This window comes from Streptomyces sp. 8K308 (assembly GCF_004348315.1).
In the GTDB taxonomy this organism is placed as follows: Bacteria; Actinomycetota; Actinomycetes; order Streptomycetales; family Streptomycetaceae; genus Streptomyces.
In genome coordinates this window covers 20446-35812 of sequence record NZ_SMKC01000007.1, presented here as the reverse complement: position 1 = coordinate 35812, position 15367 = coordinate 20446, and the positions used below count along the sequence as shown (strand labels likewise).

12 protein-coding genes and 2 pseudogenes are annotated in these 15367 nt (G+C 73.0%); 10 read left to right on the top strand and 4 right to left on the bottom strand.

From position 1 onward, the window contains the following. Position 1 precedes the first annotated feature (1 nt). Positions 2–850: a MurR/RpiR family transcriptional regulator gene (locus E1265_RS02455; protein WP_243740480.1), complete on the bottom strand. Its 849-nt coding sequence runs from the start codon at positions 848–850 to the stop codon at positions 2–4. A 268-nt stretch (positions 851–1118) separates the two neighbouring features. On the opposite strand from E1265_RS02455, the gene E1265_RS02450 reads away from it, so the two are divergent. The 9 genes from E1265_RS02450 (at position 1119) to E1265_RS02410 (ending at position 10606) form a co-directional block, all read left to right on the top strand. After that, on the top strand, positions 1119–2669 hold the full coding sequence (locus E1265_RS02450) for an ABC transporter substrate-binding protein (RefSeq protein WP_132928524.1): 1551 nt from the start codon (positions 1119–1121) through the stop codon (positions 2667–2669). Positions 2670–2743: 74 nt separating this feature from the next. Next, positions 2744–3715: an ABC transporter permease gene (locus E1265_RS02445; RefSeq protein WP_132928523.1), complete on the top strand. Its 972-nt coding sequence runs from the start codon at positions 2744–2746 to the stop codon at positions 3713–3715. Beyond that, positions 3712–4605 carry an ABC transporter permease gene (locus tag E1265_RS02440; protein WP_132928522.1) on the top strand — a complete coding sequence of 298 codons (894 nt, stop codon included), beginning with the start codon at positions 3712–3714 and terminating at the stop codon, positions 4603–4605. The genes E1265_RS02445 and E1265_RS02440 overlap by 4 nt, the downstream gene beginning before the upstream one ends. Beyond that, a complete protein-coding gene (locus E1265_RS02435; protein ID WP_132928521.1) occupies positions 4602–5771 on the top strand; it encodes an anhydro-N-acetylmuramic acid kinase in 1170 nt (389 codons plus the stop codon). Before E1265_RS02440 ends, E1265_RS02435 begins: the two co-directional genes overlap by 4 nt. A 5-nt stretch (positions 5772–5776) precedes the next feature. Further along, the gene (locus E1265_RS02430) at positions 5777–6295 is read left to right on the top strand and encodes a GNAT family N-acetyltransferase (RefSeq protein WP_132928520.1); all 519 of its coding nucleotides are present in this window, start codon (positions 5777–5779) and stop codon (positions 6293–6295) included. Between the two features lie 160 nt (positions 6296–6455). Continuing rightward, complete coding sequence (locus E1265_RS02425; RefSeq protein WP_165953622.1) at positions 6456–7634, top strand: serine hydrolase domain-containing protein; 1179 nt, start codon at positions 6456–6458, stop codon at positions 7632–7634. Between the two features lie 2 nt (positions 7635–7636). Next, positions 7637–9277: an ABC transporter ATP-binding protein gene (locus tag E1265_RS02420; protein WP_132928518.1), complete on the top strand. Its 1641-nt coding sequence runs from the start codon at positions 7637–7639 to the stop codon at positions 9275–9277. A gap of 74 nt (positions 9278–9351) precedes the next feature. Beyond that, positions 9352–9639 carry a DUF2087 domain-containing protein gene (locus E1265_RS02415; protein WP_132928517.1) on the top strand — a complete coding sequence of 96 codons (288 nt, stop codon included), beginning with the start codon at positions 9352–9354 and terminating at the stop codon, positions 9637–9639. Between the two features lie 361 nt (positions 9640–10000). Next, positions 10001–10606: a class I SAM-dependent methyltransferase gene (locus E1265_RS02410; protein WP_132928553.1), complete on the top strand. Its 606-nt coding sequence runs from the start codon at positions 10001–10003 to the stop codon at positions 10604–10606. Here the strand turns inward: E1265_RS02410 and E1265_RS02405 are convergent. From E1265_RS02405 to E1265_RS02395, 3 genes and pseudogenes are all read right to left on the bottom strand, one after another. After that, a pseudogene (locus E1265_RS02405) lies at positions 10603–10920 on the bottom strand (ABC transporter permease subunit); the annotation flags it as partial. The gene E1265_RS02410 and the pseudogene E1265_RS02405 overlap by 4 nt on opposite strands. A gap of 10 nt (positions 10921–10930) precedes the next feature. Then, positions 10931–12040 (bottom strand): annotated as a pseudogene (locus E1265_RS02400) (extracellular solute-binding protein); the annotation flags it as partial. Between the two features lie 138 nt (positions 12041–12178). Beyond that, positions 12179–13348 (bottom strand): FxsB family cyclophane-forming radical SAM/SPASM peptide maturase, encoded by a 1170-nt coding sequence (locus E1265_RS02395; RefSeq protein ID WP_207930923.1) that lies wholly within the window; start codon positions 13346–13348, stop codon positions 12179–12181. Between the two features lie 680 nt (positions 13349–14028). On the opposite strand from E1265_RS02395, the gene E1265_RS02390 reads away from it, so the two are divergent. Continuing rightward, on the top strand, positions 14029–15231 hold the full coding sequence (locus tag E1265_RS02390; RefSeq protein WP_243740479.1) for a glycoside hydrolase family 6 protein: 1203 nt from the start codon (positions 14029–14031) through the stop codon (positions 15229–15231). The last annotated feature ends 136 nt before the right edge of the window (positions 15232–15367 follow it).

The following is a 15367-nucleotide window of genomic DNA, read 5'->3' as shown; positions in this document are numbered from 1 at the left end:
TTCAGGTCTCGTCCACGGTTCGGTAGTGGACCGCGGCGTAGGTGTTGCGCAACGCCGCCATGGAGGCGTCGTACGAGGTTTGCGCCACTCCGGTGAAGAGGCAGTCGACAACCATGAGTTGGGCGATCCTGCTGCCCAGCGCCCCGGAGCGGAACCGGGTCTCCCGGGCGGCGGTCGTGAGCACCACGTCGGCCACCTCGCCCAGTGGGGAGCGTCCGTGGTTGGTGATGGCGACGGTCGACGCGCCTGCCTGGCGGGCGATGGTGACGAACTCGACGGTGTCAATGGTGGTTCCGGAGTGCGAGATGGCGATGGCGACGCACGAGTCGTCCAGGGTGGCCGCCGCCGTCCTGGCGGCGTGCGAGTCGCGCCAGTTGAGGGCGGTGCGGCCGATGCGGACCAGCTTGTGCTGGAGGTCGAGGCTGACGAAGGAGCTGGCGCCGACGCCGAAGCCGTCCACCCGGCGGGCGCCGGCGACGAGCCGCACGGCCCTGGCGAGCGCCCCGCGGTCGAGGGCGTTCATGGTGTCGGATATCGACAGGGTCTCGTTGAGCGCCACCTTGGAGACGATCTGGTCCAGGGTGTCGTCGCGGTCGATGTCGCCGGAGACGGCCGGCAGCTCGGCGTGGGCCAGCTTCTCGCGGGTGGCCTCCCGAGCGACGTCGATGCGCAGGTCCCGGTAGTGTGCGTATCCGATGCGGCGGTAGAAGCGGACCACGGAGGTCGGCGAGGTGCCGCAGCGCTCGGCGAGGTCGGCCATGGAGAGCAGCGCCGAGTCGGCCGGGCTGTCGAGGAATGCCTGGGCGATGCGCCGCTCGGAGGGCCGCAGCGCCGGGAGCGCCGCGCGCATTCGCACCAACACCGTTCGGGAATCGGGTCGTTCAATGGCATCGTGGCCCACGGTCGTTCCTTCCGTTCCGGCGCCCGTAACCGTGCGCCGACCCACCGTAGCGGGACTGAGGCAACTCCCGTGCCCACCAGGGAACATATTTACACCACGGATTCCTTGAAGGTAAGTTTCTGCCAGCCCCGCTTCGCAGGCGTCTTGGTGTCAAACTCCACACGTCGTCTCCACTCCACGCGCGGCTGAGTAACACCCCACAGCTTTGAGGAAGCTCATGTCACAGAGAAAGCGGATAGCCCGCGGCACGCTGGCGACGCTGAGCGGGGCCACGGCGCTCTCGCTCGTGCTCGCCGGATGCTCGGACTCCGGCTCGTCCGACGGCGCCGCGCCCGCCGGGGGCGGCGACCTCGTCATCGGCGTGACCTCGGACCCCGACACGCTTTTCCCCTGGACGGCCACCCAGTTCCAGGCGGTGAACGTGCTGCAGAACATCTACGGCACGCTGACGGAGCTCGACTCCGACATGTCGGTGGTGCCGGGCCTCGCCGAGGAGTGGGAGACCTCGGAGGACGGCAGCACCCTCACCTTCCACCTGCGTTCCGGGGTCACCTTCCAGGACGGCAGCGCCATGGACTCCGAGGACGTGGTGTTCTCGCTGGAGAGCATCATGGCCGAGGAGACCGCGGCCGTGGCCGCCGCCTCGCTGGCGGCCGTGGAGTCGGTCGAGGCCCCGGACGAGACGACGGTGGTGCTCAACCTCAACAGCCCCGACGCCTCGCTGCCGGCCAACCTGGCCTCGGTCAACATGGCGATCCTCTCCTCCGACGACACCGAGGAGGAGCTGAACACCCAGCCGAACGGCACGGGCCCCTTCACCTTCGACAACCGGGTCTCAAGCCAGTCCGTCACCCTGGTCAGGAACGAGGAGTTCTGGGGCTACCCGGCGGCGCTGGCCAGCGTCGAGTTCCGGGTGATCCCCGACGAGTCGGCCATCGTCTCCGCGCTCCAGTCGGGCAACGTCCAGATGGCCGTCTTCGACGACCCGCTGGTCGCGCAGACCGCCGAGACCGGCGACGTCACCGTGGAGGCCACGGCGCAGCTCAGCTACCACACGCTGATGCTGAACGCGCGGCGCGGCGACCTGGCCGACCGCAACGTGCGCCTCGCCATCCAGTGCGCCATCGACCGGCAGGAGGTGCTGGACACGGCCGCCCTCGGCGAGGGCGAGGTCACCGGGCCGATCACCTCCCCGGCCTACCGCTCCGACCCGCAGGCGCGCCCCTGCCCCGAGCGTGACCTGGACCAGGCGGCCCAGTACCTGGAGGACGCGGGGGTGTCGGACCTCACGATCAACACCATCGTCTCCCAGGGCGAGTACGCGACCTCCGTCAACGAGGCGCAGAACCTCCAGGCCCAGCTCGCCGAGGCCGGCATCACCCTGGAGCTCGAGGTGCTCGAGTCCGGCGCCTACGTCGACCGCTGGGTGGCCGGCGACTTCGACGCGGCGGTCGCGCTGAACGGCGGCAACCCCGACCCGCACGGCATGTACGGCCGGTACTTCACCAGCGACGGCAACCTGAACCCGGTGGCGGGCTACAGCTCGCCCGAGCTCGACGACCTGTTCGCCCAGGGCCGGGCCATCGAGGACCCGGAGGATCGCCGCGAGATCTACCACCAGATCTCCGACCACCTGGAGGACAACGCCGCCTGGATCTGGCTGTTCACCAGCTACAGCTACACGGCGACGACCTCGTCGGTGCAGGGCTACACGCCGATGCCCAACGGCTCGCTGCGGTTCCTCCGCACGACGGCCCTCACCTCCTAGTCCGCGGCGGGGCGCGGCCCCGGGGCCCCGGCGGCCCTGAGCCGCGCCCACGCGGCGGGAAAGTCTGCGCAACCATGCTCCGCACCCTGATCCACCATCCGCTGACCCGGCGCGCCGTCGCCTCCCTGGCGACCCTGCTGGGCGTCGCCGTCTTCGTCTTCGTCCTGCTGCGGGCCATCCCAGGCGACCAGATCACCGCGGCCCTCGGCACCGAGGCCGCGGCGCTCACGCCCGAGCAGCGGGCCGACCTGGAGGCGTACTACGGCATCGACCAGCCGCTCGTTCTGCAGTTCTTCTCCTGGCTCGGTAACCTCCTGACGGGCAACCTCGGTTACTCCACCCGCTCCCAGGAGAGCGTGCTCGACCTGACGCTGGCGTCGCTGCCCATCACCTTCGAGCTCGCGGTCCTCGCCATCCTGCTCGCGCTGCTCATCGGCGTGCCGCTCGGCATGCTCTCGGCGTCCAGGCCGGACTCGCCGCGCGACGCCGCCGGGCAGCTGGTCGGCCTCGCCGGCCTGTCCATCCCGGCCTTCCTGCTGGCCACCACCCTGCTCTCGGTGCTGGCCTCCTCCCTCGGCTTCAACCCCAACGGCAAGGCGTTCGCGCCCCTGTTCGAGGATCCGGCGCTCAACCTGCAACAGATGCTGCTGCCCTCGCTCGTGCTGGGCTTCGGCATCGCCGCGCCGATCATGCGCACCACCCGCACCGCGGTGCTCGAGGTGCGCTCCCACGACTTCGTCCGCACCGCGCGCGCCAAGGGCGTCGGCGCACGGCGGCTCCAGGTCCGGCACGTGCTGGGCAACGCGCTGGTGCCGATCGTCACCATGGTCGGTCTCCAGTTCGGCTATCTGCTGGGCGGGGCCGTCGTGGTGGAGCAGGTGTTCTCGGTGCCCGGCATCGGGCGCCAGGTGCTGCTCGGCATCCAGCAGAAGGACTACGCGCTCGTGCAGTCCACGGTGTTGGTGATCGCCGCCGCGTTCGTCCTCGTCAACCTGCTGACCGACCTGGCCTACCGGCTGATCGACCCGAGGGTGCGTGCCGCATGACCGATCTCACGCGAACCGCGCCCCTCGCGGTGCCGACCGGGCGCCGGGCGGGCAGGCTGCGGGCGGTGCTGCGCAGCCCGAGCGGCGTCATCGGCCTGGTGCTCGTCGTGTTGCTCACCGTCGCCGGGCTGCTGTCGTTCACCGGGCTGCTGCCGCACGACCCCGTGGCCCAGGACCCGCCGAACCGACTGCTCTCGCCCTCGGGCGACCACCTCTTCGGCACCGACCAGTTCGGCCGCGACGTGTTCTCGCGGGTGGCCACCGGGGTGGGCAACTCGATGCTGATCTCCGTGGTGGCGGTGGCGCTCGCCACGGTGGTGGGCACCGTGGGCGGCCTGGTCTCCGGCTTCTTCCGGGGCTTCGCCGACACGGCGATCGGCGGCCTGACCAACGTGCTGTTCGCCTTCCCGCCGCTGCTGCTCGCCCTGGCCCTGGCCTCCGTCTTCGACCGCAACTGGTTCACCATCGCGGTCGCCATCGCCGTCGTCTACGCGCCGATCTTCGTCCGCGTCATCCGCGGCCCGGTGCTCTCGCTGCGCGAGATCGAGTACGTCAGGGCCGCCACCAGCACCGGCCAGGGCCGGATCGCGATCCTGCTGCGGCACGTGCTGCCGAACATCGGGTCCATCGTGCTCGTGCAGGTGACGCTCTCGCTCTCCTGGGCGGTGCTCACCGAGGCGTCCCTGAGCTTCCTCGGCCTCGGCGCGCCGCCGCCCGCCCCCTCGCTCGGCTCGATGATCTTCGAGGCGCGCACGCTGGTGGAGATCGCCCCCTGGACGATGATCGCCCCGGGTGTCACCGTCGTGCTGCTGGTCGTCGGTCTCAACCTGTTGGGCGACGGCCTGCGCGACGCGCTCGACCCACGCAACCGAGGAGGACGCGCCCGATGAGGGTCCTTGGCATGATCTCCGGCACCTCGCACGACGGGATCGACGTCGCGCTGGTGGACTACGCGCTGGCCGGCGACACCCTGCACGGCACCGTCGCGCACACCGCGAGCACCCCCTACCCGGCGGAACTGCGCAAGCGGCTCACGGCGGCGCTGCCACCGGCCGCCACCAGCCTCGCCGAGATCTGCGAACTCGACACCCTGATCGGGCAGGAGTTCGCGGCCGTCGCGGCGGCCAGCGTCGCGGCGGCGGGCCCCGTCGACCTGATCGTGTCGCACGGCCAGACGGTCTTCCACTGGGTGTCGGGCGGCGAGGCCCTCGGCACCCTGCAGATCGGGCAGCCCGCCTGGATCGCCGAGCGCACGGGCGTGCCGGTCCTCTCCGACGTGCGGATCCGTGACATCACGGCTGGCGGCCACGGCGCGCCGCTCGTCTCCTACCTGGACGGGCTGCTGCTCGCCGGGCTCGGCGGCACCCCGGCCGCGCTCAACCTCGGCGGCATCGCCAACATGACGGTGCTGCGCGGCCCCTCCGACCTGTACGCCTACGACATCGGCCCGGCCAACGCGCTGATCGACGCGGTGGTCGCCACGCGGGGCCTGCACCCGGCCGGCTACGACGAGGACGGCCGGATCGCCGCCTCGGGCACGGTCGACGAGCGGCTGCTCGCGGTCCTGCTCGATGACCCCTACTACCGCCTCGCGCCGCCGAAGAGCACCGGCAAGGAGCACTTCCACGGCGACTACCCGGCGCGCGCCGCGGCCCTGGCCGGCGTCGAACCGACCTCGGCCGACCTGGTCGCCACCCTCACGGAACTGACGGTTCGCACGGTGGCCCGCGACGTGCTGGCCGCCGGGGTCGACACCCTGGTGGCCTCCGGCGGCGGCTGCCGCAACCCGGTCCTGATGGGCGGCCTGCGGGCCGCGCTGCCAGGGGTGCGGGTGCTGGCCTCCGACGAGTTCGGCGCGCCGGCCGACGACAAGGAGGCCATCGCCTTCGCCCTGATCGGCTGGTGCACCGCGCACGGCCTGCCGGGCTCCTCCCCCGCCGGCACCGGCGCGCGGGCGCCGCGCGTGCTCGGCAGCCTCACCCCGGGCACCGGACCGCTGACGCTGCCGGCGCCGCTCGCCACGCCGCCGAAGGCGCTGACGCTGAGCGCGCCGTGACGCCCGTGCCCCGCGTGCTCCGCCCCGCCACCGCCGCCGACCTGGACGGCGTCGTCTCGGTCTTCCTCGGCTGCTGGCACGACAGCTACCCGGCGGTGCTGCCGCCGGCGCTGGTGGCCGCGATGACCCCGGAGCGCGCCACCGCGCTGTGGCGCGCGGCGCTGGCCGCGGCGGCGCCCGGCGAGGTGCGGGTCGCCTCGGCGGCGGGCTCGGGCGAGATCCTCGGCGTCACCCGCTTCTCGCTGGCCGAGGACGGCGGCACGGGACTCGTCAACTCGCTCTACGTCGGCCCACGCGCCCAGGGCCGGGGCGTGGGCGCCGGCCTGCTCGACGCCGCCACCGCCGCGCTGCGGGCGGCCGGCGCCGCCGAGGCCCACCTGTGGGCGTTCCGCGCCAACGAGCCGGCGCGCGCCTTCTACCGCTCCCAGGGCTGGCGCGAGGACGGCACAACCCACGTCCAGGGCGAGTTCGGCGAACCGGAGCTCCGCCTGACGCACGCGCTGAACGCGGGAGCACGCTCATGACGGCGGCCACCACCTCCGCGCTCCGCGCCGAAGCTGCCGTAGGCGCCACCCCGGCGGCGGGCCGCGCCGCCGGTGGGCCCGGCGGTTTGTCGCCGTGTGTGGTCCGGTTGCCTGGCCGGGGCGGTGGGTGGTCGCGGCCGGTCCTGGCAGGGAGTTCACGGTGAACGCTTTGCTGCTCGCCACGCGGCGGCTCATCGCCGAGGTGCCGGCCACCGCACCGCACGGCGCCGCGCCCCCGCCCGGCGTCGCGCTCGCGCTGCGCGCCCCCGGCCTCCTGCTCACCGCCGCGGCCGGCACACGGTCGCCGGAGGGGGCGCCGATGACCACGGCGACCCATCACGACCTGGCGTCGGTGACCAAGGTCGTTGGCACCAGCACGGCGCTGATCCGACTCGTCTCGGACGGTCTGGTCGGGCTGGACGAGCCGGTGCGCCGCTTCGTGCCGGGCTTCGCCGGCGGCGGCAAGGACGCCGTCACCGTCCGGGACCTGCTGCTGCACCGCGGCGGGCTCTGGGAGTGGTGGCCGCTGTACGCGGCCGTGCGCGGCGATCGGGACGCGGCGCTGCGGCACGCCGCGGAACTGCCGCTGCGCTACCCGCCGAGAAGCGAACGGCACTACTCCGACCTCGGGTTCATGCTGCTCGGCCAGGTGGTCGAGGCGGCGACCGGGCAGCGGCTCGACGCCGCCGTGCGGGCGCTGGTGACGGAGCCACTCGGCCTGGCTGCCACCCGTTACGGCCGCCCCGCCGGGGGCGAGGTCGCCACCAGCGCCCGGGGCGACGACGCGGAGATGACCATGCTGGACACCGGCCGGCCCTACCCCGTCCCGTTCCGCGCGGCCGACTTCGGCCGCTGGCGGCGGTCGGCCGTCGTCGGCGAGCCCAACGACGGCAACGCGCACCACGCGCTCGGCGGCGTCTCGGGCCACGCCGGCCTGTTCGCGCCGCCGGAGGACCTGGTCGGGTTCGCGGCCGCGCTGGCCGACCACGCCGAACACGACCGGCTGTGGCGTCCCGAGGTGGCCGAGGAGTTCTTCACACCGGGGCCGGACCCGGGCCAGAGCCTCGGCTTCAGGCGCTACGAGTTGACCATCGGCGCCGAACGTGCCAAGCGGCTCGTGCTGCTCGGCCATCCGGGATTCACCGGCTGCGCGGTCGGCTTCGTGCCCGGCCGCGGCATCGCGCTGGCGCTGGCCAGTTGCCGTCTGCTGGCGGACGGACCGCCCGTGCCGACCGACGGCCTGTGGGCGGCGGCCCGCGCCGCGGCCGGCGAGGCCGTGACGTCCGCCTCGAAACACCCCGCACCACCGCGCGACACGCGCGCCACGCGAAACAGGTGACCATGCATACCCCACCCCCCGTTCTGTCCATCCGCGACCTCTCCGTCTCGTTCCGCACCGGCGGCGTCGACGTGCCGGCGGTCAGGGGCGTCTCGCTCGACGTCGCGGCCGGGCAGACCGTCGCCGTGGTCGGCGAGTCAGGGTCCGGCAAGTCGACGACCGCGGCGGCCGTCAACCGGCTGCTGCCGCCCGGCGGGCGGGTCACGGGCGGCCGGATCCTCTTCGAGGGGCGGGATCTCGCGGAGCTCGGCGAGCGCCAGATGGTCGCGGTGCGCGGCGCCGGCATCGGCCTGGTGCCGCAGGACCCGATGTCCAACCTCAACCCGCTGATGCGGATCGGGGACCAGATAGCCGAGGCTCTGGTGGTGCACGGCCGTGCCACGGGCAAAGCGGCCAGGGCGCGGGTGATCGAGCTGCTGGAGCTGGTCGGCATCCCGGAGCCGGCCCGCAGGGCCGACCAGTACCCGCACGAGTTCTCCGGCGGCATGCGGCAACGCGCCCTGATCGCCATGGGGTTGGCCTGCCGGCCGAGGCTGCTGATCGCCGACGAGCCCACCTCGGCGCTCGACGTCACGGTGCAGCGCCGGATCCTCGACCAACTGGACGCGCTCACCGAGGAGATGGGCACCAGCGTGGTGCTCATCACGCATGACCTCGGTCTCGCCGCCGAGCGGGCGGACACCGTCGCGGTGATGTACCGGGGCGAGATCGTGGAGTCCGGGGAGGCGGCGCGGATCCTGGCCGCCCCGGGCCACGAGTACACCCGGCGGCTGCTCGACGCGGCGCCCAGCCTCTCCTCCACCTCGCTGGTCAAGGCGTCCGGCAACGGGCCCGAGCCCCGCGACCTGGTGGAGATCCGCGAGCTGACCAAGGTGTTCCCGGTGCGGGGCGGCCGGGGGGCGGGCCGCGGCGCGGCGGATCGGTTCACCGCCGTCGACCGGGTCGGCTTCACCATTCCGCGCGGTCAGACGGTGTCGATCGTCGGCGAGTCGGGTTCCGGCAAGTCGACCACGGCCAACCTGCTGCTTGGTCTGGAACGCCCGACCTCGGGCCAGGTGCTCTTCGAGGGCACCGACGTGGCGGGGCTTGGCCGCCGGGAGCTGTTCGCCTTCCGGCGCCGGGTGCAGCCGGTCTTCCAGAACCCGTACGCCTCACTCGACCCGCGCTACACCGTGGCGCGTTCCATCGCGGAGCCGCTGCGGGTGCACCGCATCGGCACCGCGAAGGAGCGGGAGCGGCGGGTGGTCGAGCTGCTCGACCAGGTGGCGCTGCCCGCCGACATGGCCGACCGGCTGCCGCACGAGCTCTCCGGCGGCCAGCGACAGCGGGTGGCGATCGCCCGTGCCCTGGCGCTCTCCCCCGACCTGGTGGTGCTCGACGAGGCCGTCTCGGCGCTCGACGTGCTGGTGCAGGCGCAGATCCTCGAACTGCTGGCTGAGCTCCAGCGCGAGCTGGGTCTCAGCTACCTGTTCATCAGTCACGACCTGGCGGTGGTGCGGATGATCTCGCACCAGGTCCACGTGATGCGGGAGGGGCGGATCGTGGAGAGCGGCACCCCCGACCGGCTCTTCGCGGCGCCGGAGAGCCCGTACACCCGCGAGCTGCTGGCCGCGATCCCCGGCGCTGGCCTGACCGCCGCGTAGCCGGAAAACGAGGTGCGGAGGGCCGGCGCCGCTGGCAGGCTTGGCCCCCGCGTCCACCGAGGGAAGGGAAGCCGATGAGCAGCGGGCAGACGGGATCGCACGGGGTCGAGGCGCTGTTCGCGAGCGGGCGGCTGATCGCGATCCCCCGCCGGGCGGCCCGCCGCAGGCAGCTGCTCGAGCACCTGGCCAACACCCTGTTCGAGCCGGGCCGCGACTACGACGAGCGCGAGGTCAACGACGCGCTGCGCGGCGTCCACGACGACTGCGCGGCCCTGCGCCGTTACCTGGTCGACGACGGCTGGCTGACCCGGAGCCCCGACGGCCGCCACTACCTGGTGGCCCCGGCGCCGCGCGCCGCCTGACGCGGCCTCGTCCGTGGCGCGCGTCCCCGGCGCCGCGTTCATCCGCACATGACGGTCCGTGCCGGCCGGGCAGGGCCCGGGTCTGTCTTCCGGATCTTCGCGGGCTCGCGACGAGCCCCCAGCCTGGCGGCTGGGAGGTACCCCCAGGCATCCCGGCTGGCCGCGTTACCGCACGCCGCGGAGCGGCATATGGACACCGCGCGCGAGTACGACCACGTACGAGCTGCGCTGCTGTCGATATGCGCCTCCGCCGCGCGGGGCGCCTTGCCAGCGAATGAGGGCACCTCCCAGCGTCAGCTGGGGGAGCCATCCGCCGCTCGCTGATCCAGAAAATTCAAAAGACAGGCCCTAGGCTCGGCGAATGCCGTTCGATCACAACGACCACTACCACCGGCTGCTGTTGCGGCGGGTGCCGGCGGGCGCCCGCCACGCGCTCGATGTCGGCTGCGGCACCGGGCGGTTCGCCAGGCGGCTGGCGGAGCGCGGGCTCGCGGTGGACGCCGTGGACCCGTCGGCCGAGGTCATCGCGGAGGCCACCGCGCGTTCCGGCCCGGCGGGCCCCCGTTTCGTCCGTGCGGACGTGACCACCATGGAGCTGCCGGTCGGCCGCTACGACTTCGTCTCCTGCCTGGCCAGCATCCACCACGTGCCGTTCGGGACGGTGGCCCGGTTGCGCGAGACGCTCGCGCCCGGCGGGGTGCTGGCGATCCTCGGCTGCTACCGGGAGCGGACGCCGGCCGACTACGCGTGGGCCCTGGCCGCCGTGCCGGTGAACGCGGCGGCCCGGCTCGCGGTGGGCGCCGCCGACCGGCTCGGGGGCCGGTCGGCCCCGCCGAAGGCGCCGGTGCGGGCGGCGGACCTCTCGTTGCCGGAGATCCGTCGGCGGACGGCGGAGCTGCTGCCCGGCGCCACCGTCCGCCGCCTGCTGTTCTGGCGCTATCTGCTGGTGTACCGGGCCGCTCCCTAGCTCTTGGTGGCGCCGGCGGTGAGGCCGGCCACCAGGTAGCGCTGGCCGAGCACGGCGGCCAGCACGACCGGCACCGACATCAGCGTGGCGGCGGCCATCAGCCCGCTCCAGTCGGTGCCGGCGTAGGAGATGAAGGTGAACATCGTGACCGGCACGGTCTGGGTGCTCTCGTCGGCGAAGATCAGCGCGAACATGAAGTTGTTCCAGCTGAAGACGAACGCCAGCAGCGAGGCGGTGGCGGTGCCGGGCGCGGCCAGCGGCAGCGCGATCCGCCAGAACGCGCCGAACGCGCCGAGGCCGTCGGTCCGCGCCGAGCTCCCCGCCCAGCCGCATGGACTCGGCGAGGTCCGGTGGGAAGGCGGCGAGGGTGGCGTCGTCGGGCCAGGCGGACTCGCGGGCGCCGGGTATGCCGGCGGCCTGGATCCTGGCGACCATCTCCGGGCTGGTGGCCCAGCGGACGAACTCCCACGCGTCGTCGCGCAGCAGCGAGAAGGCGTTGATGGACAGGGACCAGGAGGGGATGTTGTAGCCGAGGGCGCCGGCGGGTCCGGCCGGGAAGGGCGCGAAGCCGATGGTGTCCTGGACGGTGGAGATCGTGGGGTCGAGGAAGTTGGTGTAGATCGCGTCGGCGTCGGCGTAGAAGGCGGCCTTGCCCTGGGCGAAGACGGGCATGGCCTGCTCCAGGGTCATGTTGGTGGCGCCCGGCGGGCCGATGCGCTCCAGCAGCCCGCCGTAGAACTCGTAGGCGGCGATGGTGGAGCGGCCGTCGCGGGTGAAGTCGCCGCCGAAGGAGCAGAGGAAGCTCGACCACTGGCTGACGGCGCCGTTGCGCTGGCCGCGGCCGACGTAGCCGTAGAAGTCGTTGCGCCGGTCGGCGAGCTCCAGCGACATGACCATCAGCTCGTCCAGGGTGGCCGGCGGCCCGCCGAGGTCGGCGACCAGGTCCCTGCGGTAGTAGAGCGCGGGGCGTTCGGTGACCACGGGCACGCTCACCACGCGGTCGTCGACGGTGCAGCGCTGGCGTGGTGCCGCCTGGAAGTCGGCCCAGTGGTAGGCCGGGTCGTCGGTGACCAGGTCGGTGAGGTCGGCGACCCACTCGTTGTGCGCGAAGAGCAGCAGGTCCTGGAGCGGCCGCAGCATCATCACGTCGATGTCGGTGGCGGACGCGTTGAGGTTGACGTTGTAGCTGTTGCCGAGCTGGTCGACGGTGAGGATCGACATGACGACCCGGCGGCCGATGCACTCCTCGATCTCGCCGAAGTGCTCCCTGATGGCCTCGGCCCAGACGTGGTTGTTGGCGGTGATGCGCAGCGGCGCGTCCGGGGACGCGGTGTCGGGGCGCCCGGCGCAGGCGCCGAGCGTCAGGCCGCCGGCGGCCGCGGCGGCCAGCCTGCCGAGGGCTCGCCGGCTCAGGCGCCAGCTGGTGGTGGACATCGCCGTCCTGGACCACTCTGCCGTCCGCCGCCCGGGTGACGCCACGTGTCCGGGCTTGGCCGGCGCGGCGGGGGTTCCGGCCGGCCCGCTCGGAACAACTGCCCAGCTCAGGGTGTGCCACGCCAGCTTGTTGTCATGTCACGGTGTCGATCGGTCGCTCTCGGTAACGACCCTGTGGTCCCGCAGCCGGGCGACGTCGGCCAGCACCCGGTCCCGGATCTGGCAGATGAGCTTGGCGAGGTCGGCGCAGTAGACGGAGGGGTTGAGGAAGCCGGCGCCGGCGCGGTAGCGGGTGCTGTACTCGCCCGCCCCGCAGATGTCCCGGACGGCACAGCCGGCGCAGGTCGGCGCGAAACCGGCCACGCCGCGCTGGCGGGCGACGACGCCGGGCAGCAGCCGCGCGTCGTCGAACGAGTTCCGGAAGACGTCGAGGCCGGTGTGCGGGGCACCCTCGTAGGCGGACTTGAGCGCGTCGCCGAGCTCGATGCTCCCGTCGCTCTCGATCACCAGCTGTTGGAACGGCAGCAGTCCAACGGCCTCGCTGCGGCTCCGGCCGCCAAGGCTCATGGCCATGATGTTCTCGAAGAGCCGGACGCCGGCCGGTACCGGCACCGTGCCGTACCAGCGGTCGAAGATCGGAATCAGCCAGTCGGCGTACGCGGTGCCACCCTCCCCGGCCGTACAACCGGGCGGCGAGGCCGACCAGTTGCCGAGCGGCAGCAGGAAGTCGACGGCCGGCGCGCCGGTGGCGCGCAGCGCCTCGTAGGTGGTGAGCGGGTCGTTCTCCAGGTCGACGGTGCACAGCACCATCTCGAGGAGGTGCCGGTAGGCGGGCCGGTTAAGGGCCTCGACGCCGCGCATCACCAGGTCGTGGCTGCGGCGCCCGTTCGCGTACCTGCGGTGCCGGTCCTGGGCCTCGTGGTCGCCGTCGAGGCTGACGGTGACGCCGATCTCGTGTTCGTGCAGCGCCTCGAGCGTCCGGTCGTCGTCGAGGAGGATGCCGTTGGTGGTGGTGACCAGCTTCAGCGAGAGGCCGGGCGGCGTGGCGGCACGGAAGGCGCGAGCGGCGTGGGCGAACTGGTCGGCGCCGGCGAGCAGGGCCTCGCCGCCGTGCATCCGGACGGAGGCACCGGCGACCTCGGTGGCGTGGGCGCGCAGGTGCTCCTCCAGCCGGAGGGCGACCTGGTCGATGGTCCGTCGGGACATGGCCACCGGCTTGTCGCGCCAGCTCTGGTCGGCCATCTCGTACATGTAGCAGTAGTCGCAGGCCAGGTTGCACCGGCCGTGGAACTTGAGGGCGAACTCCACGAACGAAGGGCAGAGGGCGCCAGGTGGGATCGAGGAGCGCCTGCTCCGTCACGTCCCGGGTGGGCCACTCGCCGGCCCGTTCGTTCACCCGAACGACCGGCAGCCGGGTCCTCGCTCGTGTCTCCTCCACATCTGCCCCTCGTGTCGTCGTGGTGGTCGTCAGCGGTTGAAGATGCCCAGGGTGCCGGCGGTGTCGTCCTCGCCGCCACCCGGCCGAGGACGGCGCCGAGCGCGCTGTCCTGCTGGGCGACCGTGGCCGCCTCGGCAACCTCGGCCGACGTCGGCTCGGCGGCCGTGGCGGCGCCGGCCGTGCCGGCGGTGACGGCCGAGGCCGCGGCGACCGCGGCGGCGGCCAGGGCGACCTTCCGTACGAGGTCCGCTTCGCGTTCGGGCATGTGTGTTCCTTCCACTCGATGGTGCGCGGATGAACTCGGCGGGCCCTCGTACCGGCCGTCGCACGGGGCGCTGCGCGCCGAACCGCCGCGCAGCGTACAGACGTGACCGACGTGGATCGGGCCCCAGGCCCGAGCGGGGCGAGTACCCGCCATCGTCGGCGATTCCCATTGACGCCGGGTCAGGGCGCGGGCCATGATCGGCGCCAGCGATCGGTACGCGGGGGCGGGGAACCATCGTCTATTCGGGCCCGGTCGCCCGTGGGCCCTGTGAGAGGATCCCGGCTCGTGCGTCTTCCCAAGGCACCGGACTTCCGCCGCCCGCCCGTCCCGCGCTCCCGGATCCTGCTCGGCGCCTCGCTGGCGGGGGTGCTGGCTCTTGGCACGGGGGCGATCGTGGTGACCATCGGCGCCGTGGGCCCCGGCGAGCCGGACGCGCCCGGGGCGTCGCCGCTGGCCCGCTCCTCCCCACTGGCCCCGAGCCCCGACGAGTCGATGAGCGCGCCGGCCCCTGACGAGGACATGGTGCCGCCCTCGCCCGACTCCTCGGACGCCGCCGACGACGCCGAAGCCGACGGCCAGGGGGACGATGCCGACGGGGGCTCGGATGGGGGCGGCGGCGAGCGGCCGGGCCCTGTCTCCGGCGACTTCTTCGCCGACCCGAACGCCCAGGTCCGGCAGTGGATCGCCGACAACGAGGGCGACGGCAGGCAACGGCTGATCGCCGAGCGGATCGCGAGCCAGCCGCAGGGCGTCTGGGTCACGGACGCCGAGTCCGTCACCGCCAAGGTCCGCGACACCACCTCCGCCGCCGAGGCGACGGGCGAGGTGCCCATCCTGGTCAGCTACCTGCTGCCGAACCGGGACTGTGGCGGCGCCTCCGCTGGCGGCGCTCCCGACCTCGACAGCTACGACGCGTGGATGGCGGACTTCGCCGCCGGCCTCGGCGGCGGCCCGGTGGTCGTCATCCTCGAACCGGACTCCATCGCGCTGTCCGACTGCCTCTCCGAAGCCCAGCGGGACGCCCGCTTCGCGGCGCTGAGCCGCGCCGCCGCGACGATCCACGAGGCCAACCCACGGGCCAGGGTCTACTTCGACGGCGGCCACTCCAACTGGCACTCCCCCGCCGACATGGCCTCCTGGCTCGCCGCCGCCGGCGTCCTGGAGAACGGCGACGGCATAGCGACGAACATATCCAACTTCCGCACCACCGGCCACGAGGCGACCTACGCCAGGGCGGTGCTGGCCGAACTCGGCGATCCGGGACTCGGGGCGGTCATCGACACGAGCCGCAACGGCAACGGTCCACTCGGCGACGAGTGGTGCGACCCGGGCGGCCGACGCCTCGGCCAGACCCCGACCACCGAAACGGGCGACCCGGCCATAGACGCGTATCTATGGATCAAGCCCCCAGGTGAGGCCGACGGATGCGCCGCCACGGCCGGCACCTTCTCCCCCGATCTCGCCTTCGAACTGGCCGGCGGGAACTGACGGTCCCGCTTCCCACGTCCGAAAGTTCCCGGAGTCTACGCCCGTTGCCCCAGGTCAGAGCGGTGCCCACCGGTATGGACCACAGAGAGATCTCGAACCCCCTTTACCTGTCCGGGGTTTGTATGCGTCACTAATG